Consider the following 26,527-nt stretch of genomic DNA (forward strand, 5'->3'; position numbering starts at 1 on the left):
AATCCGTAACTGCTAGAAAATCTTTCATCTAGTAGACTACATTCAGTTAAATTATTCAAATCTGAAAACAAATTAGCTTTAGCAACACGCAATATGCCGGTAATGACGCCTTTTTGTAATGAATCATTGGTTTTAAGACTATTGCCAAATATTGCCCGGAATAGAGCTAATACTTCCTCAAACTCTTCTGAATTATTGCCAAATTTCATATAGGCACTATTAATTGGCGTATCATATTCGTCAATTAGTATGTAGACTTTTTGATTAAAATGTTTATAAAGTAAATCGCTTAGAAATTTCAAACTATTTTTAATGTCATCTTCTATTAATTTGCCTGTGAAATATCTTTGTAATATTTCCTTTTGTGCATCAATCAATAATTTTTCATCTTGTTTTATATAACGCTCTAAATAACGATGCCTGGCAAATAAATTAATTATTTGACTTTTGATCTCCACTTCAATTTCCTCATAACTACTTCCCCTAACCCCCTTAAAACTTATAAGAATAACTGGAAACTGACCTTGGCGTTTCATAGAATTTGCTACATTAGCAATTTTTAATGGCTTTAGTTCTTTAGTCTCATCAAAGCCTAAATCCACTTCTCCTCCACTAAACAGCTTATAATTCATCTTTTGTTCTTGTGGCAGAACCCGCCCTTGCTCATCCACTTCTATCTCAAAAAATCTCCGCACCATATCCATATTCAAGCTCTTCCCCCACCGTCTTGGGCGGGTGATTAAGGTGACTTTACCACTATCTTCTAACAACTCCTTGATCATTAGACTTTTGTCAACAAATATGTCGCTATTAATCAACAAATCGTAGAAGTCATCGGTACCAACAAACATTCTTGGCTGATAATTATTGTGGGTTTGTTCTTTCATACTTTACTCAATCAACTAAAATTCACTCTTATGTCTAAATAATTTATGACAACTCATGAACATGGTATTTACTAATAACTTGCTTATATAGTCAATTGATGAGAAGTTGGGGACGTTGTTGCTCAATGCTCGCCTATTACTTATAGGCGTCGCTCCATCGCTCTTAGCCCCAAATTCTCCTGAATTGACTATATATTTCATTATAACATAATAATAACTTGCACTAACTATTTATCAGTAAAAAATTATAAAATTTTTAACTTCTTATCCAAAATTTGCGTAATAAAGTATTTTAGGAATTTTTTTGTTTAGGTTCTGTTGACAAAATTTTTAACGTAACCATATTAAAGCTCCAACAAAATTTAGAAAGGCTAAAAAGGTGGCTGGGGCTTTATCAAACCTAGAAAATATTATGTTTTCTTAAGCATTTCCTTATATAAATCTAAGGTTTTACTTAGCATTAAATCAAGGGAAAAGTTATCGATTACTGCTTTTCTTGCTGCTTGTTGTGTCTTTTTACCTTCATTGGTTTTGAGGATGGATAAGCAATGTTCAATTTTTTCTGCTAAATCGCTTGGATCGTTTGGTTTAACATGAAATCCAGTTTTTGTATCTGATATTGTTTCAATAGCTCCACCAATATTTGTAGCAATTACTAGCTTTTCCATTGATTGCCCTTCAGTTATAGTACGACCAAATGCTTCTGGCTCAATTGAAGTAGATAACACTATATCTGAAATGCCATAAAGACCGAGCATATCAATTTCATTACCAAAAATTTGAACTTTACTTTGTAGTTTCAATAAGTTTATAAGAGATTTTATTCGATTTGTGAAATTGGGGTGTTTAGATAAATCCCCAACCATCAGACAATAGAAATCTAGATGTTTTAGTTTACCAAGTGCTTCAACAAGGGTAAGGTGACCCTTCCAACTGGTAATTCTTGATGGTAATAATATTATGGGAGGAGTGTTATTAGATAGACCGTATTTCTTTTTATATTTTACTAACTTTTCTTCTGTGACATTTTGGGGATCAAAATAGCGATAATCTACCCCTCGACGTATTACCACAATTTGTTCTTCTAAAATTTTATAATTAGTTACTATATGCTGCTTTACAAAATTAGATACAGCTATGACCTTCTCGCCTTTGGTCATTACGCTATTATAGAAATGTTTGAACAAATTTGAGATGTTGTAAATGCCATGAAATGTTGTTAAGAATTTAGTATTAGTAGCCTTTGCTGCCATATAACAACTCCAAGCCGGAGCTCTTGATCTTGCATGTACTATATCTACGTCATATTCCTTGATTATTTCTGATAAAAATCTTGCATTTTTCCATATTGAAAAAGGATTTTTAGTAGCACTATTCATAGAAATATGCGGTATATCTGCAGCTATTAATTCTTCAACTAATGAACCACCAGAGGAGACTACAATAACATTATAATCAACTTTTTTTAACATTTTAGCCACTTCAATTGTCCCTCGCTCTACTCCACCAGAGAATAAAGCTGGAACTACTTGCAAAATGGTTGGTTTATGGTATCGTTTGGGTGAATCTGATGAAATCATTAATTAACTAATTTAAATGAATAAAATATATAATACAGAAAATAAAAAATTTATCACTTATAATCATTATAAAAGTAGTAAAAAAATATGCCTTCCGTAATGTTTTTACATGGCTTGATGTCACATATGAATGGTACCAAGGCTGTATTCCTTGAAAATTACTGTAAAAAACAAGATTATAATTTTATCACATTTGATAATTTTGGTCATGGAATATCGTCAGGTGATTTTCTTGATGAAACTATTGGCTCTTGGCTTATGGGAGTTGAGATGGTGTTAAATAAACTTGTCCTGCAGCCAACTATTATAATTGGTTCCAGTATGGGCGCCTGGCTTGCTATGTTGGCTGCTATAAAATTTCCTAGTAAAATTTGTAGCGTTATTGGTCTTGCTCCAGCAATAGATTTTACAGAAAACATTTGGGAAAATTTAACTGAAAGTCAAAAAAAACAAATGCAACAGCAAAAATGGCTTGATGTTAGTGGGCGTAATTGCAATAATACATACCCAATAAGCTATCAATTAATACTTGAAGCCAAAAATCACTTGTTACTAAACTCAAATAGTATTAATCTTAAGAAATCTGTTCATTTAATTCACGGGATGTTAGATATTGATGTACCTTATAATATTTCAAATAAGTTAGTAGAAAAAATTACTAGTGATATAGTAGTAATGAAATTAATAAAAGATGGGCATCACAATCTCTCAAGAGAATCAGATTTGGCTATAATTGCTAATTCTTTGGAAGAAATAATAAAATATAAAAACTAATGAATAACCATAAATTTGCTAAAACAGCTAAAGTCTCAGATTTTTTAAAAGTTGCAGAAGTAATAAATAAGCTAGATCAAGATAGTTTGGTGCTTTTTGATGTGGATGACGTACTGATCATGGCTCAAGATGAATATCGCTTAACTCATCCTTATAGACGCGAATGGTGTGTTGAAAGCAAAAAACGCTTTACTAGAAAAGAAAGGCAACTTTTTTTTAGTATTATTCTAAAAAATCGTACTATTCGCTTAGTGAACCCCAATATAAATGATATATTGAGTAAATTATGGGAGAGGCAAATTCCAACTGCTGCTTTAACCAAGCTATATACAGGTAGATTCGGGGTTATTGAAGATTTTACCAATTGGCGTTTAAAAGAGCTTAAAGGAATAAATATAGATTTTATGAAATCTACTCCAATAAAAGAGGAAATATTAATTGATGAATTACATAGTGAGAATGGTATGCCGATGATGGAAGAAGGGGTGATTCTTACTGCCGATATTGATAAAGGTGTAGTATTAGAGAATATTTTACACAAGAAAAATTACTACCCTAAAACCATAATATTCGTTGATGATGTTTTAGAAAATATTGAGTCGGTGGAAAAAATATGTACTAAATTACAGATTAATTTTTATGGTTTTGAATTTAGCGGAGCTTCTTTAGTACCGGAAGCAGAGCTTGATAAAAAAAGTGAAAAAATTCGTTTTGAAATTTTAGAGAATGAACATCGTTGGCTAACAGATTTAAAACTTTAATAGGATATTTGAAATGTTGAATAAGTTAATTGTTTTTGTAAGTATATGCATTATTTCTTGCTGTGCTATCGCTGAAAAACAAGAGGGCATTCCGGTAAAAGCCAGTAAAGTGCAAATGGCTGATTTGCATAATGTTTTCAGCGTTGTCGGACAATGTAAAAATGATGCAAGCCGGGATTATTATGCTAATATTTCTGGTACGGTTGATGTAGTATCTGATTCTCATGGTAAGGTTAATAAAGGAGATATTTTGCTTATTATTGACAAAGATTTAGCTACGTCAACTAAGTCACAAGCAGAAATCTCTTTAAAAACGGCGATGACTGCTTATGAACGTGATAAGGCATTATTTGCCAAAAAATATATTAGTAGTGATGTACTAGAAAAATCAAATAGTGATTTAGAAACAGCTAAGCTTGCTTTTTCCAAAGCAATGAATAGTTACAACGATATGGTTATCGTAGCACCATTTGATGGAAATATTGGTATAATAAAGCTAAAAAAAGGGGATAAGGTAGAACAAAAAAATTATCTTTTTAGCATTATTGCTCAAAATTCTACCACTAAGAGTATTTTAATGGAGTTACCTGAGGAGCTTTATAATCAGGTGTCAGTATCTACTGATTTAGTGATAACCGATAATAATGGTGATAAGATTAATGGAAAAATTGCTGAAATCTCACAATATGTTTCAGATAATGGTACTATAGGTGCTAAAGTTATTGTTGATTCTAATAGTAATATGCTACATAGAAGCTATGTGCCTATAGATTTAATTCTTAACAAACATCGGAATTTAGCAGTAGCTAGTCAATCAGTGCAGAGTAATAGTAAAGGTCAGTATTTTGTATATAAACTTAATGATAACAAAGTGCAACAACTTTATGTTAAGCTAGGTACTAGTCTAAATGGTTTAACAGAGATTATTTCAGACGAAATCAAAGAAGGAGATATGGTAGTAGTGGAAGGAATTACTAAGATTAATGACGGTAGCATAGTGAAATTATTATAGCTACCCAAAAAAGGTTTTAGCCATGTGAACTGACGTCACGTGAGGAGCCGAAGGCGACGAAACAATCCATAAAAGTAATAAAAATGGATTGCCACACTCACATATGTTCGTTCGCAATGACGTGTATGCATCTTAAATGTCATTGCGAGACTACGTAGTAGTCGAAACAATCCAAAAGTGAATAAAAATGGATTGCCACACTCACATATGTTCGTTCGCAATGATGTGTATGCATCTTAAACGTCATTGCGAGACTACGTAGTAGTCGAAGCAATCCATTTTTATTCACTTTCCTGGATTGCTTCGTTGACCTACGGGCTTCCTCACAATGACGGTTTGTATGGGTAAATACTAATCGGGTTAGTTATAGATTTAAAAAGGAGAAAATATGGAATATATATTATTAGTTTGTAGTATCGTGGCGATCCTTATTATTATACAGATGGTTAAGGTTGTGCCACAACAACAAGCATGGATTGTTGAAAAATTTGGGAAATTTGATAGCATCTTGCAGCCTGGCTTGAGTATTTTGATACCAGTGATTCAGAAAGTAGCCTACAAACACACTTTAAAGGAAGAAGCAATTGATGTGACTGCTCAAACAGCCATTTCCAATGATAATGTTACGTTACTAATAGATGGTGTGTTATATGTAAAAATTGTCGATCCAGTTGCTGCATCTTATGGGGTTAATAGTCCATATTATGCTATCACCCAGCTTGCACAGACCACTATGCGTTCAGAAATAGGTAAGTTACCATTAGACAGAACTTTTGAAGAACGAGAAACCTTGAATATCGCTATTGTTTCTGCTATTAACCAAGCGGCAGTCAATTGGGGGATACAATGTATGCGTTATGAAATTAAAGACATTCAGCCACCACAAACAATACTTAAAGCGATGGAGTTACAAGTTGCGGCAGAACGTCAAAAACGAGCCCAAATTTTAGACTCGGAAGGTAATAGACAAGCAAAAATAAACCATGCGGAAGGCGAGAAGGCTCAAGTTGTATTAAATTCTGAAGCTTCCTATATTGATCAAGTAAATAGGGCTAAGGGTGAGGCTGAAGCAATAGGATTAGTAGCCATGGCTACTGCTAAAAGTATTGAACTTATAGCAGCCTCTATTCAGAAATCTGGAGGAAACGATGCAGTATCTTTAAAAATTGCTGAACAATATATATCTGCTTTTGGTGAGTTAGCTAAGGATAGTAATACAGTAATTTTGCCGGCAAATCTTTCTGAACCAGGAAGCTTTATAACTCAAGCTTTGAGTATTTTTGATCAGCTGAAATCAGCGAGTGATAAGAAATTGCCTAAGGAATCATCTACAAAGAAAAAACTTAGTGCTAGTGAATAACCTGCTATACTCTAATAATGAGCGTTCACGGTTTTTTGCTATTTTCTTATGATGAATAAAAGCCAAGCGTCATTGCGAGACCACGTAGTGGTTGTGGCAATCCATTATTCTTGGATTGCTTCGTCGCTACTAAAGTAGCTCCTCGCAATGACGTCTTGTACTTTAACTTTTTTCCTGTGAACGCTCACCTCTAAATAATATGTGCAAATCTAATGATTCAAAATAAGTATATTGTTAGACTGGCATTCTTTGGGTTATTTATAAATATCATTGTCAACATGATTTACTATCGTTACTTCATTATTGAAGAAATGATTTTAAAGCAAGTTGGAGAAGCAAATATTAAAATAGCTGGTGTTTATACAAAAAATGTCTGGAATAGGAATAAAACGGCTGTAAATAAATTACATGAATTTGGTTATATAAATTTATTGCAAGATGCCGATTTTATTAAATTTGCAACTACTTCAGTTGATATTTTTGTTAATCTCAATGCCTATATTTCTTTATATGATCTACAAGGTCATAAAATTATAACCAGCTCTCCAATTCAAATAACAAGTCAGGTGAATTTTCCTGAAGATACTTTGTATCAAAGAATTATTAGCCAATTTGACAAATATTTTTTAAAAGAGCTGGTTGTAGAGCAAGCCTTTAACAAAGCTTTTAAAGGAATGACAAGTCATATATTAATTCCTAGAGCCCTATTCCATATGTCAGGGAAAGTAGAGAAAGCATCCTGTATAACAAGTTATATTCCAATAATAAACCGCGACTTATCTAGGTATCCTGTTGATGGTGTGTTAGAGATTAATACTAATATTACTAGTTTATGGTCAAGTATTATAGAGCTGGAGAAAAAAGTATTACTAACATTTTTTATCATTATGCTAATATTCTTAATTATCGTAATTAGCAACACAAATTATGCACAGAAGATTATAGATCAACAATTTGAGGCTAATAAAGCGTTAGAGGAAGCGGTAATTAAGGTTAGAAATGAAAGTTCTGCTCATACTAAATTTTTTGCCAATGTTAGTCATGAACTACGTACCCCTTTAAATGCTATTATAGGTTTTTCAGAAATTATGATGTCTACACCTTACAATAAAGAGCATGATAATTATATAAAAGATATTAACAGTGCAGGTAAGCATTTACTCAGTATAATAACCGATATATTAGACTTATCAAAAGCATCGGCTGACAAGCTATTAGTTGAATTTATCGAGTTAGATCTCAATAAATTAATTACTTCTACTGTAAGGATAATGAACCCAAGAGCTGATCAGGCATCAGTGCAATTAATTGAAAAATTACCAAAAGATCATATCGTGATAAAAGCAGATCCCAAAAGACTTAAACAAGTATTTTTTAACCTTTTATCTAATTCTATAAAGTTCACCAAAGCATCAGGTACTATAACAATTTATGCTGAGAAAGATGAGCCTAAAGGGCTAGTTTATATACAGGTTATAGATACTGGTATAGGAATTGATGAGAGAGATATTCCCAAAGTACTATCAACCTTTGGGCAGATTGATAGTACCGTTGGCAGAAAATACCAAGGAACCGGTCTTGGTTTACCACTTACTCGCAAGTTGGTTGAATTAATGAAAGGTAAATTTGAGTTACAAAGTAAAATAGGCATAGGCACTACTGTAACATTAACTTTTGCTTATGATTAATAAACTTCCTACCCCAAACGTCATGGCAAGGAGCTACTTAGTCAGATGTCACCCCTGCGTAGGCAGGGGGCTAGATTCCGCACCGAAGCGGGAATGACGAAAAAGTTAGATGTCATATTAAAATAGGAGAATATTATGTTCGAATTAGAGCAAAAATATTTTGGGTTAGTAGCTGGAGTAGATGAAGCTGGCAGAGGGCCGTTAGTGGGACCTGTAGTAGCTGCATCTGTCATCATTGATCAAACAAAAATCATAAATGGTATCAAAGATTCTAAAAAACTTACTAGAGAAAAGAGGAATTTGTTATATGAACAAATAACACAGAATTATATTTGGTCTGTTGGTATAGTGTATCACGATGAGATAGATATAATTAATATCCTTGAAGCGACTAAAAAGGCTTGTACTATATCAGTAGCAAATCTTTCTGTTAAACCGGATACAATATTAGTAGATGGTAACATGAAATTTGCCGATTCAAGATTTATTAGTATAGTAAATGGTGATAATTTATCGATTTCTATTGGAGCGGCATCTATTATTGCAAAAGTTACTAGAGATCGTTTATTACTTGAGTATGCCAAAGAATTTCCAGAATATATGTGGCATAAGAACTTTGGATATGGGACAAAAGAACATCTAAATGCTATACATTCTCACGGTTTTTCACCTTACCATAGAAAAACTTTTAAGATAAAAAGCTTTTAGCCATATATAGTCAATTCAGGAGAATTTAGGTAACAGGAGCGACGAGTGATGACGCATAGGCGTTAGTTTAAGAAAATAAAGTATAAGAGTCGTCATTGCGAGACCACGCAAGTAGGTCGTGGCAATCCATCTTTGGTTACTTTTATGGATTACTTCGTCGACCTACGGCCTTTCTCGCTAATAGACGTTGACCACATAGGACTTTTAAACTATCCGGTCTAAAACCGCTTCCTCTTCTAACTTTCAACAGTTGTGGGGTGATGACGTCCCCAACTTCCCATCAATTGACTATATATATTCAAAATAAAAATACATTTATTGTAAATAAAATGAGTTAATACACTTAGTGTAGATATATTTATGTGATATAAAATTAAATAAAACATTAAACTAAACATTTTCCAAGGATCATTTACTCATGACTAAACTTACCACTGAAGAAATTAGAAATAAATTTATAAGTTATTTTGTTGCCAATAATCATTTACACGTTCCAGCTAGTTCTCTTATTCCTCATAATGATCCTAGTTTAATGTTTGTTAATTCTGGGATGGTACAATTTAAAAATGTTTTTACCGGTCAGGAAAATAGAAATTATCAAAGAGCGGTTACTAGTCAGAAATCACTACGGGCTGGTGGTAAGCATAATGATCTTGAGAATGTTGGTTATACTGCAAGACATCATACATTCTTTGAAATGTTGGGCAATTTTTCTTTTGGTGATTATTTTAAGGAAGAAGCAATATATCATGCTTGGAATCTTTTAACCAAGGAATTTGCTATAGCTAAAGAAAAACTATATGTAACGGTTTATCATACTGATGAAGAAGCAGCTACCTATTGGAAAAAAATTGCTAATTTAAGCGATGAGCGAATTATTAAAATAAAAACCACTGATAATTTTTGGTCAATGGGAGATACTGGGCCTTGTGGACCATGTTCAGAAATTTTTTATGATCATGGAGAGCAGATACAAGGCGGGTTGCCAGGAACGCAAGAGCAAGATGGTGATCGCTTCATTGAGATTTGGAATATGGTCTTTATGCAATTTGAACAAGTCGATAGTGATACTAGGATTGAATTGCCTAAAAAATCCATTGATACTGGTATGGGGTTGGAGCGTATTAGTGCTGTGATGCAAAATGTCTATAATAATTATGACACAGATTTATTTAAGGAAATAATCGCCTATACCGAGAATATAGTAAAAGTTAAGGTAGAAGGAGAGGCTAAGTTTTCTTACCGGGTTATTGCAGATCATTTACGAGCTTGTGCTTTTTTAATCAGTGATGGCATCATGCCCTCAAATGAAGGTAGAGGATATGTACTTAGGCGTATTATGCGTCGGAGTATGAGGCATGCCCATATACTTGGTAGTAGTGAACCTTTAATGTATAGACTGCTTCCTAAATTAGTAGAGATTATGGGAACAACTTATCCCGAACTGAGAAGGGCTGAGGATTTTGCCAGTAATATCCTGGAACAAGAGGAAATAAGATTTAAAGCAACTCTTGAAAGAGGTCTTAAATTACTTGATGATGAAACAAACCATCTTAGTAAAAATTCAGAGCTTTCAGGAGAAATAGTTTTTAAATTATATGATACATACGGCTTTCCTGTCGATTTAACTGAAGATATATTAAAATCTAAACAAATCTCCATTGATCTTGATGGCTTTAATAATAAGATGCAAGAGCAAAAAGATAGGGCAAGAAAATCTTGGTTAGGTTCGAATGAATCTAAAACAGATAAGATGTGGTTTGATATTAAAGCAGAATTTGGTAGTACCGAATTTTTGGGTTATTATTTGAATGAGGCGGAAGGTAAGATATTAGCTCTTATTAAAGATAATAAATTAGTTGATACTATAGAAACTAGTCAGGAGAAATTCATTCTAATTAGTAATCAAACTCCTTTTTATGGGGAGTCTGGTGGACAGATGGGGGATATAGGTTATATCAAATCTAGCAACAGTAAAATTAGAGTAGTAGATACGGTAAAATATCTTGGTTCAATAATTGCTCATATATGTATTTGGCAGGAAGGAACCACCATTAAGGTTGGAGATAGTGCCGATTTTGCTATTGATGTCAAATATCGTAATAATTTAAGAATTCATCATTCGGCAACTCATATATTACATGCAGTATTACATCAAGTACTTGGTAAACACGTAACGCAGAAAGGATCGCTGGTAGCATATGATCGTTTACGTTTTGATATTAGTCATATGGCGGCATTAACCCAAAAAGAAATTATCTTGATAGAAGATAAAGTAAATCAGATTATCACTGATAATTCAAAAGTTACCACAACATTAATGTCAACAGACGACGCTATTAAAGCAGGGGCTATGGCTTTATTTGGTGAAAAATATGATTCTGAAGTACGGGTGGTAGCGATGAACTCGCTTGAACTAAATTCACTTGAGTTATGTGGTGGTACACATGTTACTAGAACTGGTGATATTGGGATGTTTAAAATTACCAGTGAAAGTGCTATTGCAGCTGGCGTTCGAAGGATAGAAGCGGTTTGCGGTGAATTTGTCTTAAAGCTAATTAGGCAGAATGATGCAATGATTGAAAATATATCTACCGCCTTAAAAATAGGTAAGAATGAACTTATTGATAAGGTGAATAGTCTAATTGCTAGTAAGAAACAATTAGAAGATCAGTTAGTATCTCTGCAGGTCTCGATGCTTGATTTGAATATTGAACAAATTGCCAAAGAATCAGTCAGTGTTTCTGATATAAAGTTGGTCTATAAGATAGTACATAATATAGATAGTAAAATATTACGCTTATCTGCTGAACGAATAGTTGATAAGTCTGATAATCTTGTAGTTATATACATAGCTATGCCGGAAAAATCTAAAGAGGTTAGTGGTAGCACAGGGCATAATACTTGCAAATTATCGATTACAGTTGCTGTTAGTAAAAAAATCAGTAATAAGGTTCATGCTGGTAATTTGGCTAAAGAAATATCTATATTCCTTGGCGGTAGTGGCGGTGGTGGTCAAGCGAATATAGCTCAGGCAGGTGGTACTGATGTAAGTAAACTAGGAAAGTTACCAGATATGATAAAGGGGGTGTTATCAGAACTTTAACGGATTATAGTCAATTCAGGAGAAGTTGATGCTAGGAGCGATGGAGCGACGCCTATAAGTAATAGGCGAGTGACGAGTGACGACGTCACCAACTTCTCATCAATTGACTATAGATATATGGTATTTCTGACACAGATACTAAAGAGTTTAAAATGTAATATTAGAATAATTTTATGCTTTTAAGTAGTGATATGATAGTATATAATGCAGGCAATGGGTGTTTGACAATTTTTTGTTAGGCAAATGTAAATCAGTAGCTTATTTAATAATTTAAGGAGTTTGTTATGATACTAAAAAAAACCACAATAGCTTTTTTAGCACTATTTATGCTTTCTGGGTGTGGTGCAAAGAAAAAACCGATAGATACGGGTATAACTAATGAAGTTGAGGAAAGTTCTCTAGCTTCTGATTTTGAAAGACGTGCTGGTGACAGGGTGTTTTTTGCTCTTAATAAATCAGATATTTCGCCTCAAGCAAAAGAACAGCTAAGTAAACAAGCTAATTGGTTAAAAAGCCATCCTAATACGGAAGCCACTATTGAAGGGCATTGTGATGAGAGAGGGACAAGAGAGTATAACTTGGCACTTGGTGAAAGAAGAGCAGAGGCTGTTCGAAAATACTTGACTAATAATCTAGGAGTTATGAACAAACTTGATACTATCTCTTATGGTAAAGAGAGACCAGCTGTTCTTGGTGATAATGAAGCAGCTTGGGCACAGAACCGTAGGGCTGTAACTTCTATAAAATAAAGTATACAACGTTACTAAGTTTAGCAAAGTCGCCACTTTTAGTGGCGACGAAGCAATTCATGAGAATTATTATAGATACATCGACTTATATGGATTGCTTCGTTGTGCGGTTTCCGCACTCCTCGCAATGACGCATAAGCGTTAGTTTAAGAAAACAATAATTAAAAAATCGTCATTGCGAGGAGATCGTAAGGTCGACGAAGCAATCTAATAAATGTCGATTGCCACGATCACGTAGTGGTCTTGCAATGACATTTTGCACTTTCCTGGAATTTTTAAATTGTCATGTGGTTTGTGCGTAAGGTGAGTTATAGAATAAAAATTGTAGGGTACTATGGCTTATTCGGCACTAATTCAGGTTAATTGACTATATAATAAAGTAATTTTTAGAGATAATTTTGTGGTATATATTAATTGCTTTAAGTTTGACTACATTAATCTTAGTGCTAGGTGTTGTCTCTATGGCTATTGGCGGGAAAATTGACAAAAAATTTAGTTCCAAATTAATGTCGTTACGGGTTATATTTCAAGCATTTGCTGTATGTGTTCTTGCTTCTCTCTATCTTTCAAAATAGTATATTCATCAAAAACTTGTAAGTTAACATCATAATATGCTTGATCTATTTAGCTTTAATGAAAAAAAGCCCAAAATTAATAATTCGTATACAGCAAAAGATATTGAAGTATTAGAAGGGCTTGAGCCTGTACGCAAGCGTCCTGGTATGTATATTGGCGGGACGGACGAGAATGCTATGCATCATCTTGTTTCGGAAGTGCTAGATAATGCTATGGATGAAGCTGTTGCTGGTTTTGCTAGCGTTATCACCATAAAGATGCATATAAATAATAGTATCACTATCTCTGATAATGGTAGAGGGATTCCTGTTGATAATCATCCCAAATTTCCTGATAAATCTGCTCTTGAGGTAATTTTAACTCACCTTCATTCTGGTGGTAAATTTTCAAATAATGTCTATCAAACAGCAGGTGGCTTACATGGAGTTGGCATTTCGGTTGTTAATGCTTTATCCGACTATTTAGAAATTAAAGTATATAAGCAGGGTAAATTATTCAAGCAATCTTATTCCAAAGGACAAAAATTGAATGATTTAACCAGTGAAGATATTGCCAAAAAATTAAGGGGAACATCTATCAATTTTCATCCTGACCCAGAAATTTTTGGAGAGAAACCATCCTTTTCACCAAAAAGAATATATGAATTAGCCAAATCAAAAGCCTATTTGTATAGAGGGGTAACGATAGAGTGGCAATGTGAAGTTGAAACTAAAAGCGATGTTCCAGCAACAGCTCTCATCCATTTTCCAGATGGTTTGAAAGATTATTTAATTTCTAAAATAAATTTGGAAGATTTAGTTAGTGGAGAGATTTTTTGTGGTAATATTGAGTGGGACCAGGATCACATAAAAGTGGAATGGGCAATTGCTTGGCATAAAAATGAAGACCAACCTTTTATCCAATCCTATTGCAACACTATTCCTACCCCTCTTGGTGGAACCCATGAGCAAGGTTTGCGTAGTGCATTACTGCGTGGTATAAAGGTATATGGTGAAATGACCGGTAATAAAAAAACCACTTTACTTACTATTGAGGATATTCTAGAAACTTCTTCTATTGTTTTTTCTGTATTTATCCAAGAGCCAATATTTCAAGGGCAAACAAAAGAAAAATTGGTTTCGCCTGGGATTAATAAAATAGTAGAGAACATTGTTAAAGACCATTTTGATCATTGGTTGAGTAGTAATAAACTCGTAGCCAACCAGCTGCTTGAACATATAGTTAATATTGCGGAATACCGAATAAATAAGCGTAACGAAAAAAATATTTCACGTAAAACTGCTACACAAAAATTGCGATTACCAGGTAAATTAGCAGATTGTACAAGAACCTCTCCTAATGGGACGGAATTATTCTTGGTTGAAGGAGATTCTGCCGGGGGATCAGCTAAACAGGCAAGAGATCGAGAAACACAAGCTATTTTACCTCTTAGAGGTAAAATTTTGAATGTTGCCAATGCAACTTTCGAGAAAATTACTAACAACCAAGAAATTCAAGATTTAGAGGTGGCATTAGCCTGTGGTAGTCTTAAAAATTATCGAGAGGAGAATTTACGTTATGAAAAAATAATAATTATGACAGATGCTGATGTTGACGGAGCTCATATCGCCTCATTGTTAATGACGTTCTTTTATCTTCGTATGCCGAAGTTAATATCTTCAGGTCATTTATATCTTGCCAAACCACCTCTTTATAGATTAACCCAATCTAATAAAACTTACTATGCAGTAAATGATCAACAAAAAACTGATTTAACTGCTAAATTATTAAAAAATAGTAAGGCTAAAATAGATATTGGTCGATTTAAGGGGTTAGGTGAAATGATGCCAGCTCAGTTAAAAGAAACAACAATGAACCCAAAAAATAGAACCATTCTAAAAGTTACTATAGATGATTTTGATAATATTGCTAAGATAGTAGACGATCTTATGGGCAAGAAACCAGAAAAACGTTTTCAGTTCATTTATAATCAGGCTTTAATTAAGATGGATACAATTATAAACAATTTAGATATTTAGGAGTACTATGTTCATACGCTTTATAATGTTATTATCAAGTTTTATCTTTTGTGCCAATATCACATTTGCGGAAGAACCGAAAAAAAAGAACGAATTATCAGATACAGCTTATCTCAAACAATTTCAAGAGGTCTTTGAGCGTATTAATAAAGACTATGTTCAAGAACCGGAAAAACAAAAAATGACTGATGCTGCTATCGAAGGCATGTTAACTTCGCTAGATCCCCATTCTAGCTATTTTACTGATGATGATCTAAAAGATTTTCTTAATGAGACTAAAGGAGAGTTTGGCGGTATTGGTGTTCAAGTGCAGTATGATAATGGTGCCATCAAAGTCATTTCCCCTATTGATGATCTAGCAGCTTATAAGGCAGGTATAAAAGCCGGAGACTATATAGTAGGAGTTAATGATGAGTTTGTATCAACTTTGGGTTTTCATAAATCTGTCAAAGAGATGCGTGGAGAACCAGGAACAAAAGTGAAATTACTGGTGATTACAGAAGGTGAATCTAAGCCAAAAGAAATTGAACTTATCCGCGAAATAGTTACCATTACCCCAGTAAAAGCTCATTTAGAAAAAAATAATATAGCTTATATAAGAATAGGGGCTTTTAATGAACACACCATTGAAGAATTAAAAAAATCTATGAAAACTTTAAAAGATGGCAGTAAAAATAGCATAGAGGGTATTATTCTAGATTTACGTAATAATCCTGGTGGTTTGTTAGAGCAGGCTGTTGCTGTTAGCGAATATTTTATTGATTCTGGAGTAATTGTTACTACCAAGGGAAGAACCAAGAATAGTAATGCGGTATTTAATAGCAATAAATCTGCAGAAAAAGCTCCATTAGTTCCGATGATTGTTCTTATTAATGTTGGCTCTGCCTCAGCTGCAGAAATTGTAGCTGGTAGCTTGCAAGATCATAAAAGAGCGATAATACTTGGCACAAAATCTTTCGGTAAAGGATCTGTACAAAGCTTTTCGGTAATCAGTCCTAGAGCGGCTGTAAAGCTTACTACGGCTAAATATTACACCCCTAATGATCGTTCAATTCAAGCAGAGGGTATCGAACCTGACATATTTGTTGAGATGGTAAAAGTTGAATATCCCGAAACAAAAATGATAGATGGAAGATTCTCTGAAGCTTCTTTAAAAAATTACTTAAAAAACGATAACAAAAAAAATGATGATAAAAAACTAGACTCTACAAATAAAGATAAAGAGGCTATTAAGAAAACAGATGATACTACAAAAGATAAAGATAAAACAAAAACGACTGAATCGAAAAATACTCTAGACCAACTATCTGATCTTTATAAAAAAGATTATCAATTTGCTAGAGCTTATGATTTGATTATTGGATTAATTTTAACTAATAAAGCAAAAGGGCATTGAGTTATATGAAATATAAAAAAATACAGCACTTAATTTTTTTAATTCTTTTATTAATTGGTTCAAGAACTCTGGCTGACGAAATGAGAATTGGAGTATTGAGACATGATTTAGGGTATAAATTTGGACTAAGGGGTAAATTAAGACAACGTTATGAGAAGGGTTCTGACATTAATTTAGAATATCTTTTTAATAACGAGTACAAATTTTTATATGCTTATCCTCATGTAGGAACAAATATTAACAGTGATAGCTATACTAGCAATATCTATACTGGGATTACTTGGCATTTTGATATCATGAAATATGTATTTTTAGAGGCAACTTTTGGATTTGGAATTCATAATGGTGAAGTAGAAAAATTACAGCAAAGAAGACGAGCCTTAGGAACAAGATTCTTATTTAGAGAAAGTCTTAGTTTAGGGGTAATGATTCAAGAGAAGCACAGTGTTGCTGTAATTATTGACCACTTATCTAATGCTGGTCTTGGGAAATTTAACCCTGGTTTAACTAATTTAGGTATGCGGTATGGTTATAAATTTTGATGGTGGGGTAGGGGGCTTTGGTCGTTCTTGCTACTTTGTCAGGTTCTTGGCTTCCCTGTTATTCCTGCTTCGGTACATAGGCGTAAGTTTAAGAAAATAAGGTAGAAAAGTCGTCATTGCGAGCCACCGTAGGTGGCGTGGCAATCCATCTCTAATCGCCTTTCTGGATTGCTTCGTGACCTATGGTCTCCTCGCAATGACGGTTTTTCAATTATTGTTTTCTTAAACTGATGCTTATGTGCTTCGGTGCGGAATCTAGACCCCGCACCGAAGCAGGGGTGACATAAAAAGTAAATTGTTTTGGTATTTATGAACAAATGGATCTATTATTTTGGTACTAAAGGTGGGGATGGTAATGCTCAAATGAAAGACGTGCTTGGCAGTAAAGGAGCTGGTCTTGCCGAGATGTCTAATTTAAATTTACCTATTCCTGATGGTTTTACTATTACTACAGAACTCTGTAATTATTTTTATAAAAATAATTACAGTTTGCCTGAGAATTTTAATAATGATTTAGTGATAGCTATTAAAAATTTAGAAAATTCTACTGGCAAGGTTTTTGGTGATCATAATAATCCATTATTATTATCCGTTCGCTCAGGTTCAAGAGCTTCAATGCCTGGTATGATGGATACTATACTTAATCTTGGGTATAATGATCAAGTTTGCGATGCACTATCAAATATTACTGGAAATGAGATTTTTGCTCTTGATAGCTATCGACGATTCTTAGAAATGTATGGATCAATGGTGCTATCAATTTCAAATGGTTTATTTAAAAATGCATTTGAGATGCATAAGGTTAAATGTAATATCTATCAAGAGAAAGAAATTACAGGAGATTTTTTAAGAATAATAGTTGAAGAGTTTAAAAAAATAATTTTTAATCAGGGGGAAGAATCTCATGGTAAAGAATCACTTTTTGACCCATATAAACAATTAGAACAATCAATAAAAGCCGTATTAAAATCCTGGGCAGGGGATAGGGCGGTAACTTATAGAAAGTTACATAATATACCCAATAACTGGGGTACGGCGATTAATGTTCAGTCAATGGTTTTTGGCAATCAAGGAAGTAATTCTGCTACAGGCGTAGTATTCTCGCGTTGTCCTGCAACTGGTGAAAATAAGCTTTTTGGTGAATATTTAGTAAATGCTCAAGGTGAGGATGTGGTATCAGGGACAAGAACCCCAAGCCCTATTACCAACGAGCATGATGTAGATTGTTCAATGCAAATAGTTATGCCACAAATATTTGAACAATTACAAGAGATTTGTAAGAAGTTAGAGTTACATTACTTGGACGTACAAGATATTGAATTCACCGTACAAAACGGAGTTTTGTATATTTTGCAAACACGTACTGCCAAAAGAACAGCTTTAGCCAGCATTAAAATTGCTACGGATATGGTGCAAGAAGGGCTGATTTCTAAACAACAAGCAATAATGCGTATAGAGCCGGAATCATTAACGCAGCTTTTACATACGGCTATTGATTATAGCAATACTCTAGACCATATCTCTAAAGGGCTACCAGCTTCTCCAGGGGCTGCTACTGGTATAGTAGTTTTTTCTCCTTATGATGCTGAGAAAATGTCGCATCACCATAAAGTGATTTTGGTACGCCATGATACTAGCCCTGAAGATATAAACGGTATGTATGTTTCAGCCGGTATTCTGACAGCCAGAGGTGGGATGACCTCTCATGCTGCGGTAGTTGCTAGAGGGTTAGGAAAACCATGTGTTTGCGGGGCAAATGATTTGGTAATAGATGAGAAAAAACAGATATTTAAAATAGGTAATACTATCATCAACTATGGTGACTTAATAACTATAGATGGCGGAACGGGGAAAATTTTCTTAGGGGAGGTGCCATTGATTCAGCCTACTTTTACTAAGGAATTTCAAACAATTCTAGATTGGGCAGATGAATTTGCTACTTTAAAAGTTAGAGCCAATGCCGAAACTATTTTAGATGCAGGTGTTTCCCTAAAATTTGGGGCAAGCGGAATTGGCTTATGCAGAACAGAACATATGTTTTTTGACCATGATAAAATACCATTAGTACGAGAAATGATCATTGCTCCTGATCTAGAGAGAAGGAAACATGCGATTAGTAAATTATTGCCCTTACAAATTCAAGATTTTAAGGCATTATTTAAAATTATACAGGGTAAACCGATAAATATCAGATTGCTTGACCCGCCTCTACATGAATTTTTACCAACAACAGAGGATGATAAAAGAAACTTAGCAAAGGTGATGAATTTACCGTTAGCTGTTGTGGAACAACGCTTGCATGCATTATATGAAGTAAACCCTATGCTTGGACATAGAGGATGTCGCCTCGGTATTTCTTATCCTGAGATTTATCAAATGCAAATAAGGGCAATTTTTACTGCTATCAGAGAGTTACAAGTTGAAGAAAATATCAATACTATTCTGGAGTTAATGATTCCTTTAATTAGTGATGTTAATGAACTGAAAATCTTAAAAATACACATACAAGATGTTATTACTAACATGGAAGATATTAACAAATGCAAGTTTGATTTTACTCTTGGTACAATGATTGAGCTACCAAGAGCAGCTTTAAAAGCTGGAGAGATTGCTGAAGAGCTAGATTATTTTAGTTTTGGTACTAATGATTTGACCCAAACAACATACGGCATTTCTCGAGATGATGTAGCCTCATTTTTCCCGGATTATTTGGAGAAAAAAATCTTTGCATTTGATCCTTTTAGTAAATTAGATGAGGAAGGGGTAGGGGAGTTAATAAAAATTGCTATAAAACGTGGTTTAAAGAACAACCCTACATTAAAACTTGGCGTATGCGGAGAGCATGCTGGTAATCCTCATTCTATAGAGTTCTTTTATAGAGTTGGTTTGCATTATGTATCATGTTCACCATACCGCATCCCTATAGCAAGGGTTGCCGCAGCTCAGGCAACAATAAAAGCTGATGATTATATCTGACAATTTTTTAAATAATTTGCATATATCTATTAGTGTAGTTAATTTTTATGATATATTACGATATATGACATTGACTCCCTTGGCATTCCCGCTTCTTCCCTTTGTCATTCCCGCGTAGGCGGGAATCTAGGCCCCCTGCTTACGCAGGGGTGACACCACAACTGTTGAAAGTTAGAAGGTAAAGCGGGTTTTAGATAGGTTTTCTGTCATTGCGAGACCACGTAGTGGTCGTGGCAATCCATCTTTGGTTACTTTTGTGGATTGCTTCGTCGACCTAAGGTCTTTCTCGCAATGACGTTGACCACATACGACTTTTAAACTATCCGGTCTAAAACCGCTTCCTCTTCTAACTTTCAACAGTTGTGGGGGTGACACTAAGTCGAGCAGGGGTGACATTAAGTCGGGTAAGGGTGATATTTGTTATACGTAAGGTAAAATATAATCTAACTAACTATAAGTTAAGTGCTAATCTATGATTAATATACTCAATCGATTAAAAATGCAAGTTTTTATAAAAATGTTGCACAAGCTTATAGCATATTTTTTGTATAAAAAAAATATTATTATCCTAATAGGAGATAAAGGTACATTTCTTTGTGCTTTGGTTCACGATAAAGTTGTAGGTAGTTTATTTGTCCCTGATGAAAAGCAAAATGAATTAGATTCCTATAAAGAATTTTTTGCTAAATTCAAGAAACATTATGTTTTCTTCTTATTAAGCGGTTCTGAATGTCAATTACGTCATGAGCTAGTACCTGTACTACATTCAATAGTAACAAACAATCCTGTGGAGAAGTTTATTGAAGAGTATTTTCCTGCAGATTATATAGTTGGTTATAGTGTTTATAACATCAATACCAAGCCTAGTGAGGTGTGGAATAGTTTGATTGTCTCTAGTCCTTATACTCCTCCTTTAAGTAAACTACTTGAAAATTTGCTGGCAAGTGATAGCCAAAAATTTGGTGGGATTTATTTTTTATCTTTAGAGTTGCAAACAATTATCGATAAAATTGTAAAAAATGTTGAGAATAATAAATATAGTGAATATTTACAAATTTTTGTATGTATTTTAAATACCAGCGGCATTAAACTTGTTGTTAAACACCAAGGTAATATAATCTCAAAACAAACATTGGACTATCCAGCTGATAAGTCAGATTCATATATTCAGGGTATAATCGAACAAGAAGTGGAAGATTGTTTGATATCTTGTAAAAATTATATTGCTAATCTAGCCCTTAAAGTTTGTATAATTTTCATAGTAGACCAAAATTTAAAGTTGCTGTTAGAACAATCCAATTTTGCTGGACATCCAGTAATATGTCAGTCCAGTGAGATATTAGGTATAGTCAATTCAGGGGAATTGGATAATAAATTTTCAGATGGGATGATCGTTAAATTATTTAATGAACAAAAAAGCTTTCTAGCCTCTAATCAATATTTAGAATCGATAGCTAAACTCAATCTTATCAGCTCTTTAGTTTTTAAACCACTTATTACTATAATAATAATATTGATATTTGCCGCATCTATTATCAAAGTTAAAACCGTAGCAAATTACAAAAAGTTAGATATTTTAAATTCACATTATTTTAGTACTGAGCAGGATTATTATAATGTTAAGCAGACCTATCCATATCTTCAAAACGCTACTAATTTAGCTGATTTATACGTCTTTGAATCATTATTACAAATTCCAGCACCAATACCATTTGATTTGTTAGAAAAGTTTGTAACAAATTTACCACCTAGTATTCATATAGAAGAGGTTAAATGGCAAAGGTTGGATCTAGATAATACGTTATCATCCTCTAATCAGTATATAAAAATTGGAATATCATTGAGGCTTATAGTTAATGATATATTAGTCGAAGAGGCTACTAAATTTTTAGAACAAGAAATTGCAAATTTTAGTAAAATATTTAGCAATATGGATATTAAATTTACAATATTTACTGACCAAATATTAGATTTATCTAATAGAGTGGTAATACCGGCATCGGTTATTATTACTAAAAAGAAAGGGTAAAAGATGCTTAAAAATTTTATTATTCATCTAAAAAATGTTATATTTTTTAAGTTTGCTATATGTTGTTTGTGTATTTCTAGCATTTTATGGTTGCTGCAAAGTCTTAATAAAGATTATATGGAGTCGATTAGCAAGAATAACAATATTGCAGAATCCCTAGCTCAAGAAACGTTAAAGCTATATTCTATAATAAATTCAAAAAATAAAATACTAGAGACCTATGCAAGATATACGAAATTATTATCTATTTCTGCTAGACAAAGTTGTTTAGAGAGAGCAAGGTTAATAATGAAAATTGATAGTTTGTCAAAAAAATACAACCTAAATGAGCCGATTACTATATCGATTAAACAAGAATTCTTAAGTGGTATTAGATCAGATATGGGAACAAAGCAAGATACTATAAAGATAAAGAATTATGATGTTTACATAAGATTCTCTACTAAAGATTTTGTAACATTCTCGACAATCATAAAAGAAATATACTCTTGTATGCCGGAAAATACTATTGTACTATCTATAGACGTCAAAAAAGAAGATGTATTAGAGCCCAAGGTTATTTATAAACTATCAACAGAAAGAACCCCTGATGTGATTTTTACAAAACTCAACATGCGTATAAGAGAAATAACAACAAATAAATAAAATTATGAACATCTTCAACAGTACAAATATTTCTATATGCAGAAAAAGTATATGTGAAGAGTTAATTAATAATATAACAAAACAAACATGTTTAACACTTGCTAATGTCATAGCTATTGATTACGAAATTAGACTTAAATCAATACCTGAAATTAATGTGCATATAGGTAATTGCATTGGTAAATTACGAACTTTTTTTGGTCAAAAAGTTATTACTGATGATAGTTTTTCAACAGTATTAATGTTGTTTTCAGTAGCAATCTCTGCAGATGCAGTAGACTATCAAGATAGAGATAATATTCTAAACAAATCAGAAGATATAGTAGTTGATACACTAATAAATACAAATTTTGGTGATACAAATTCTGAAGAGAGGGGAGTAATCAAACAAGTGCTAAAAGGTTTGTTGGCAGCAAAAAATAATTATGAATTAACAAACTTTATTCAAGTTGAACCAGAAATATTTCGTACAACAGTAATGCATGCGGTAAAAAAATATCAACAGCCTAAAGAGGTAAGTGATAATGTTCAATTGGAAATTAATAGAATAGTAACTGTTGCAGCAAAACATAATAAGAAAACGGAAATATTTAAACAAGCAACCAGCAAAATTATAACGGCTATTAGTGTTTTAGCAGTTGGGGCGATTAGTGTTGCAACAGCCGGGGCTACATTTGCTTTTATGGTAGTCCCGGCTTCTATTCTAGCAATAGAATATGCTCCCAAAATAGGAGAGAAGATGGGGGGGGTGATTCTTAGTGCTGATAAATCGATGAGTGAGGAAGAACAAAAAATTACTACTCTAAAAACTAATTTGTTAAAAAATAATAAAGAATTTTTGACCAAACAACAATCTGTAGAGCATAATGTTGCAAAGGAACATCTATTGAGTAGTGGGGTAAAGTCTGTAGTTAATCAAAAATATAGTACAATAAAGACTCAGCTACAGCCCAACTTGCCTAATAAAAGTTCTTTGCAAAATAGCAAGTCCTCAGGACATGTTAAACAAAGGTAATAATATGCTAGTAACTTGGATTCTCCTTATATTTGCCGGATTATTTGAAATAGGTTTTTCTATATCGTTGAAATTATCAGATGGGTTTACCAAAATAAAACCTATTATAGCTTTTATTGGCTTTTCAATATTAAGCTTTATTTGTCTTAGTAAAACTCTAGATAAGCTACCTCTTGGCACTGCTTATCTTCTATGGACTGGTATCGGAGCGGTAGGAACAGTCATAGTAGGAATAGTGTATTTTAATGAGCCATATTCTGCTATGCGAGTTTTCTTTATTAGTACTATGATAATTTCCATGATAGGTTTGAAGTTATCTTAACTCATTTACCTTATAATCCATGGCAATTTATTGCTTCGTTGACCTATGGGCTTCCTTGCAATGACTTTGAGCAATATTACTTATAATAACTATGATCAGGCTTATTTACCCTAAATTTTGGCAAAGTAAAAATATTATTGCCTATTTATTATTACCATTAAGCTGGTTATATCTTTTTGCTAGTTATCTACGAAGGATCACAGCTTGCCCAATAATATTTCCTTGTAAAGTAATTTGCGTTGGTAATATAAGCATCGGGGGTACTGGTAAAACTCAAATAGTAATCTTCCTTGCTCAACTATTGAAAGCTATTAATATTGATTTTATAATTATCACTAAAGGTTATGGCAGTAATCTTCAAGCAGCATTGTTAGTTGAAGCACACCATACAGTAGCAGATGTCGGGGATGAAACAGTAATGCTGTTAAAATATGGTAAAGTCATTGCCGCAAAGAAAATTCAAGATATAGAGCCTTTTATAGAAAGGATTAAGCCAAAGGTGATTATAGTAGATGACTCGATGCAGAATCCTAATTTTCATAAGGATATTGTTATTCTGTCAGTTGATGCTAATAGATTATTTGGCAATGGGTTCTTAATTCCAGCTGGTCCTCTGCGTCAATACCCCAAACAAGCTATTGACAAAGCCGATATAGTTATTTCAGTAGGTTCTGATTCTTTTCTCTCATATAAGAAGTATCCATTTCTATACTCAAAGCAGAAGAGTATACAAGCTCAAATAGTTCCCTCTATAAATATCGACAAGACAAAAAATTATTTTGCCTTTAGTGGTATAGGAAATCCTGAAAGGTTTCTCTCTACATTAGAAAATTATGGATTGCAGTTAATCGGTCATAAGATTTTCCCTGATCATCATCAATATTCTGCAGAAGATTTAGAATATTTAAAAGAACAATCAAAAAAATCTAACTCTCTGCTAATAACCACTAGAAAAGATTACGTAAGAATATGCGATACTGATCTGTCCGTAATATGTTGCGATGTGCATTTATTATTAAATAATCAACAATTATTAGTAGATTTAATATATGAAAAAATTATTTAAAAATATTATATATTTACTTGAATATTTTTTTGTTTTAATAGTACTAAAGATACTAGGGGCATTGGGTATTGACAAATCTGTAAATATTTGTCGATACTTAGCAAGGAAAATAGGTCCTTTGTTACCAGTTAATAAAGTTGCAAAAGAAAATATTCAAAATATTCTTGGCAATAATCTATACACAAATGAAGGATCCATAAATTCTCAAGCAATCGTTAATCAAGTATGGGATAATTTTGGCAGTTTTATAGGAGAATTTCCATATGTTAATAAGATGTCAGAGGAAGAATTATCTAGACGAATAGAGATAAGTGGTCTTGAGAATATAATAGAATTCCAGAAATCACAGCAACCATTCTTATTCTTTACTGGACATTTTGCTAATTGGGATTTTGCTCTTAAAATTAGCAATAAATTTTATCATAAATTTGCTATTATCTACCGCAAATTAAATAATCCTTATGTTGACAAACTAATTAACGATACGCGTATAAGTAATGATATAAAGCTAATTCCCAAAGGAACACAAGGGGTAAGAGAGCTAATATCTGCTATTAAATCAGGATATGCAATTGGTATGCTGGTAGATCAAAAAATGAATAATGGTATTGAAGTACCATTTTTAGGGCAGCCAGCCATGACTGCTCAGGCAATTGCTAAAATTGCATTACAGTTCAGCTACCCAATTATACCATTACAAGTGGTTCGCACTAATAGTAATAACAGTTATTTTAAAATTATTATTCATCCGCCAATAAAATTACAAAAAACTAATAATAATCAAACAGATTGTTATAATATAATGGTTACTATTAACCAAATTTTAGGTAATTGGGTTAAAGAAAATCCAGGACAATGGTTCTGGTTTCATAATAGATGGAAGAAGAATCATAATAAATATTCTAAAAATGCATATTCCAAGATTAAGTAATTGCAATTACTTAATAAATATGTATACTCTCCTGCTTTGAAGAATTGATACCGCAAATATACCTGCGGAGATATTCGTCTGCACATTCCTTGTTTTACAGTTAAATGTGAGTCGTAGGTAAAACTTCATAGTACCCTACAATTTTTGTAATAAATACTCTGCAAAGGTATTGTATATGGGAGGTTGAAGTAGTATAAGAGTGTATTTTCTGACTATGCACAATATACTACTTCAGTCACTGATACTAAACTTTTCTTGGAAAAAATCAAGGCTAGAATGTCTTTCTGGAATGATTATGAGTCTAATTGAGAATTGCTCCGTTAGCGGTAAAAACATGGCACTTGGAATTAAGAGTGAAGCTAAACATAGCTCTAGAATTCAAAGAA

21 protein-coding genes and 1 pseudogene are annotated in these 26,527 nt (G+C 33.1%); 19 read left to right on the plus strand and 3 right to left on the minus strand.

Annotated features, from left to right (window positions below):
* The 3 genes from RiCNE_RS07900 to RiCNE_RS01310 form a co-directional block, all read right to left on the minus strand.
* The coding region (locus RiCNE_RS07900) for an AAA family ATPase (RefSeq protein WP_239832566.1) at nucleotides 1–887 on the minus strand (887 nt) is incomplete at its 3' end.
* A gap of 15 nt (nucleotides 888–902) precedes the next feature.
* A complete protein-coding gene (locus RiCNE_RS01305) occupies nucleotides 903–1,088 on the minus strand; it encodes a palindromic element RPE2 domain-containing protein (RefSeq protein WP_094648834.1) in 186 nt (61 codons plus the stop codon).
* Between the two features lie 209 nt (nucleotides 1,089–1,297).
* Nucleotides 1,298–2,467 carry a glycosyltransferase family 4 protein gene (locus RiCNE_RS01310; protein ID WP_094648835.1) on the minus strand — a complete coding sequence of 390 codons (1,170 nt, stop codon included), beginning with the start codon at nucleotides 2,465–2,467 and terminating at the stop codon, nucleotides 1,298–1,300.
* A 16-nt stretch (nucleotides 2,468–2,483) separates the two neighbouring features.
* Here RiCNE_RS01310 and RiCNE_RS01315 point away from each other — a divergent pair.
* From RiCNE_RS01315 to RiCNE_RS01410, 19 genes and pseudogenes are all read left to right on the plus strand, one after another.
* Nucleotides 2,484–3,241, plus strand: a pseudogene (locus RiCNE_RS01315) (alpha/beta hydrolase).
* Nucleotides 3,241–4,002, plus strand: a complete 762-nt coding sequence (locus RiCNE_RS01320; RefSeq protein WP_094648836.1) for a DUF2608 domain-containing protein — start codon at nucleotides 3,241–3,243, stop codon at nucleotides 4,000–4,002. The pseudogene RiCNE_RS01315 and the gene RiCNE_RS01320 overlap by 1 nt, the downstream one beginning before the upstream one ends.
* A 13-nt stretch (nucleotides 4,003–4,015) precedes the next feature.
* Nucleotides 4,016–5,014, plus strand: coding sequence for an efflux RND transporter periplasmic adaptor subunit (locus RiCNE_RS01325; protein WP_094648837.1), 999 nt, complete (start codon nucleotides 4,016–4,018; stop codon nucleotides 5,012–5,014).
* A 388-nt stretch (nucleotides 5,015–5,402) separates the two neighbouring features.
* Nucleotides 5,403–6,374 (plus strand): SPFH domain-containing protein, encoded by a 972-nt coding sequence (locus tag RiCNE_RS01330; RefSeq protein ID WP_094648838.1) that lies wholly within the window; start codon nucleotides 5,403–5,405, stop codon nucleotides 6,372–6,374.
* Nucleotides 6,375–6,586: 212 nt separating this feature from the next.
* Nucleotides 6,587–8,062, plus strand: coding sequence for a sensor histidine kinase (locus RiCNE_RS01335; RefSeq protein WP_094648839.1), 1,476 nt, complete (start codon nucleotides 6,587–6,589; stop codon nucleotides 8,060–8,062).
* Between the two features lie 135 nt (nucleotides 8,063–8,197).
* A complete protein-coding gene (locus RiCNE_RS01340) occupies nucleotides 8,198–8,770 on the plus strand; it encodes a ribonuclease HII (RefSeq protein ID WP_094648840.1) in 573 nt (190 codons plus the stop codon).
* Nucleotides 8,771–9,188: 418 nt separating this feature from the next.
* Nucleotides 9,189–11,876: an alanine--tRNA ligase gene (alaS, locus tag RiCNE_RS01345; protein ID WP_094648841.1), complete on the plus strand. Its 2,688-nt coding sequence runs from the start codon at nucleotides 9,189–9,191 to the stop codon at nucleotides 11,874–11,876.
* Nucleotides 11,877–12,163: 287 nt separating this feature from the next.
* Nucleotides 12,164–12,625, plus strand: coding sequence for a peptidoglycan-associated lipoprotein Pal (gene pal, locus RiCNE_RS01355; RefSeq protein ID WP_094648853.1), 462 nt, complete (start codon nucleotides 12,164–12,166; stop codon nucleotides 12,623–12,625).
* A gap of 398 nt (nucleotides 12,626–13,023) precedes the next feature.
* Nucleotides 13,024–13,200 carry an HIG1 domain-containing protein gene (locus RiCNE_RS01360; RefSeq protein WP_094648843.1) on the plus strand — a complete coding sequence of 59 codons (177 nt, stop codon included), beginning with the start codon at nucleotides 13,024–13,026 and terminating at the stop codon, nucleotides 13,198–13,200.
* Nucleotides 13,201–13,236: 36 nt separating this feature from the next.
* On the plus strand, nucleotides 13,237–15,219 hold the full coding sequence (parE, locus tag RiCNE_RS01365; protein WP_094648844.1) for a DNA topoisomerase IV subunit B: 1,983 nt from the start codon (nucleotides 13,237–13,239) through the stop codon (nucleotides 15,217–15,219).
* A gap of 7 nt (nucleotides 15,220–15,226) precedes the next feature.
* Nucleotides 15,227–16,615 (plus strand): S41 family peptidase, encoded by a 1,389-nt coding sequence (locus RiCNE_RS01370; RefSeq protein ID WP_094648845.1) that lies wholly within the window; start codon nucleotides 15,227–15,229, stop codon nucleotides 16,613–16,615.
* 5 nt (nucleotides 16,616–16,620) lie between these two features.
* Nucleotides 16,621–17,157 (plus strand): acyloxyacyl hydrolase, encoded by a 537-nt coding sequence (locus RiCNE_RS01375; RefSeq protein WP_094648846.1) that lies wholly within the window; start codon nucleotides 16,621–16,623, stop codon nucleotides 17,155–17,157.
* 309 nt (nucleotides 17,158–17,466) lie between these two features.
* A complete protein-coding gene (gene ppdK, locus RiCNE_RS01380; protein WP_094648847.1) occupies nucleotides 17,467–20,133 on the plus strand; it encodes a pyruvate, phosphate dikinase in 2,667 nt (888 codons plus the stop codon).
* Nucleotides 20,134–20,605: 472 nt separating this feature from the next.
* Nucleotides 20,606–22,162: a hypothetical protein gene (locus RiCNE_RS01385; RefSeq protein ID WP_094648848.1), complete on the plus strand. Its 1,557-nt coding sequence runs from the start codon at nucleotides 20,606–20,608 to the stop codon at nucleotides 22,160–22,162.
* 3 nt (nucleotides 22,163–22,165) lie between these two features.
* Nucleotides 22,166–22,807 carry a hypothetical protein gene (locus tag RiCNE_RS01390; protein ID WP_094648849.1) on the plus strand — a complete coding sequence of 214 codons (642 nt, stop codon included), beginning with the start codon at nucleotides 22,166–22,168 and terminating at the stop codon, nucleotides 22,805–22,807.
* A 4-nt stretch (nucleotides 22,808–22,811) separates the two neighbouring features.
* Nucleotides 22,812–23,822: an RP853 family protein gene (locus RiCNE_RS01395; RefSeq protein WP_094648850.1), complete on the plus strand. Its 1,011-nt coding sequence runs from the start codon at nucleotides 22,812–22,814 to the stop codon at nucleotides 23,820–23,822.
* A 4-nt stretch (nucleotides 23,823–23,826) separates the two neighbouring features.
* The gene (locus RiCNE_RS01400; protein WP_094648854.1) at nucleotides 23,827–24,144 is read left to right on the plus strand and encodes a DMT family transporter; all 318 of its coding nucleotides are present in this window, start codon (nucleotides 23,827–23,829) and stop codon (nucleotides 24,142–24,144) included.
* 91 nt (nucleotides 24,145–24,235) lie between these two features.
* A complete protein-coding gene (gene lpxK / locus RiCNE_RS01405; protein WP_094648851.1) occupies nucleotides 24,236–25,210 on the plus strand; it encodes a tetraacyldisaccharide 4'-kinase in 975 nt (324 codons plus the stop codon).
* Nucleotides 25,194–26,141: an LpxL/LpxP family acyltransferase gene (locus RiCNE_RS01410; protein ID WP_094648852.1), complete on the plus strand. Its 948-nt coding sequence runs from the start codon at nucleotides 25,194–25,196 to the stop codon at nucleotides 26,139–26,141. Before lpxK ends, RiCNE_RS01410 begins: the two co-directional genes overlap by 17 nt.
* The last annotated feature ends 386 nt before the right edge of the window (nucleotides 26,142–26,527 follow it).

This window comes from Rickettsia endosymbiont of Culicoides newsteadi, from assembly GCF_002259525.1.
GTDB lineage: Bacteria > Pseudomonadota > Alphaproteobacteria > Rickettsiales > Rickettsiaceae > Tisiphia.

What these genes read in the sequence shown, in the direction of transcription:
- RiCNE_RS01335 (WP_094648839.1), top strand. Translation starts at nt 6,587, where the DNA reads ATGATTCAAAATAAGTATATTGTTAGACTGGCATTCTTTGGGTTATTT.
- RiCNE_RS01375 (WP_094648846.1), top strand. Translation starts at nt 16,621, where the DNA reads ATGAAATATAAAAAAATACAGCACTTAATTTTTTTAATTCTTTTATTA.
- RiCNE_RS01320 (WP_094648836.1), top strand. Translation starts at nt 3,241, where the DNA reads ATGAATAACCATAAATTTGCTAAAACAGCTAAAGTCTCAGATTTTTTA.
- lpxK (WP_094648851.1), top strand. Translation starts at nt 24,236, where the DNA reads ATGATCAGGCTTATTTACCCTAAATTTTGGCAAAGTAAAAATATTATT.
- RiCNE_RS01305 (WP_094648834.1), bottom strand. Translation starts at nt 1,088, where the DNA reads ATGAAATATATAGTCAATTCAGGAGAATTTGGGGCTAAGAGCGATGGA.
- alaS (WP_094648841.1), top strand. Translation starts at nt 9,189, where the DNA reads ATGACTAAACTTACCACTGAAGAAATTAGAAATAAATTTATAAGTTAT.
- ppdK (WP_094648847.1), top strand. Translation starts at nt 17,467, where the DNA reads ATGAACAAATGGATCTATTATTTTGGTACTAAAGGTGGGGATGGTAAT.
- RiCNE_RS01325 (WP_094648837.1), top strand. Translation starts at nt 4,016, where the DNA reads ATGTTGAATAAGTTAATTGTTTTTGTAAGTATATGCATTATTTCTTGC.
- RiCNE_RS01310 (WP_094648835.1), bottom strand. Translation starts at nt 2,467, where the DNA reads ATGATTTCATCAGATTCACCCAAACGATACCATAAACCAACCATTTTG.
- parE (WP_094648844.1), top strand. Translation starts at nt 13,237, where the DNA reads ATGCTTGATCTATTTAGCTTTAATGAAAAAAAGCCCAAAATTAATAAT.
- RiCNE_RS01410 (WP_094648852.1), top strand. Translation starts at nt 25,194, where the DNA reads ATGAAAAAATTATTTAAAAATATTATATATTTACTTGAATATTTTTTT.
- RiCNE_RS01395 (WP_094648850.1), top strand. Translation starts at nt 22,812, where the DNA reads ATGAACATCTTCAACAGTACAAATATTTCTATATGCAGAAAAAGTATA.
- RiCNE_RS01390 (WP_094648849.1), top strand. Translation starts at nt 22,166, where the DNA reads ATGCTTAAAAATTTTATTATTCATCTAAAAAATGTTATATTTTTTAAG.
- RiCNE_RS01330 (WP_094648838.1), top strand. Translation starts at nt 5,403, where the DNA reads ATGGAATATATATTATTAGTTTGTAGTATCGTGGCGATCCTTATTATT.
- RiCNE_RS01370 (WP_094648845.1), top strand. Translation starts at nt 15,227, where the DNA reads ATGTTCATACGCTTTATAATGTTATTATCAAGTTTTATCTTTTGTGCC.
- RiCNE_RS01340 (WP_094648840.1), top strand. Translation starts at nt 8,198, where the DNA reads ATGTTCGAATTAGAGCAAAAATATTTTGGGTTAGTAGCTGGAGTAGAT.
- RiCNE_RS01400 (WP_094648854.1), top strand. Translation starts at nt 23,827, where the DNA reads ATGCTAGTAACTTGGATTCTCCTTATATTTGCCGGATTATTTGAAATA.
- RiCNE_RS01385 (WP_094648848.1), top strand. Translation starts at nt 20,606, where the DNA reads ATGATTAATATACTCAATCGATTAAAAATGCAAGTTTTTATAAAAATG.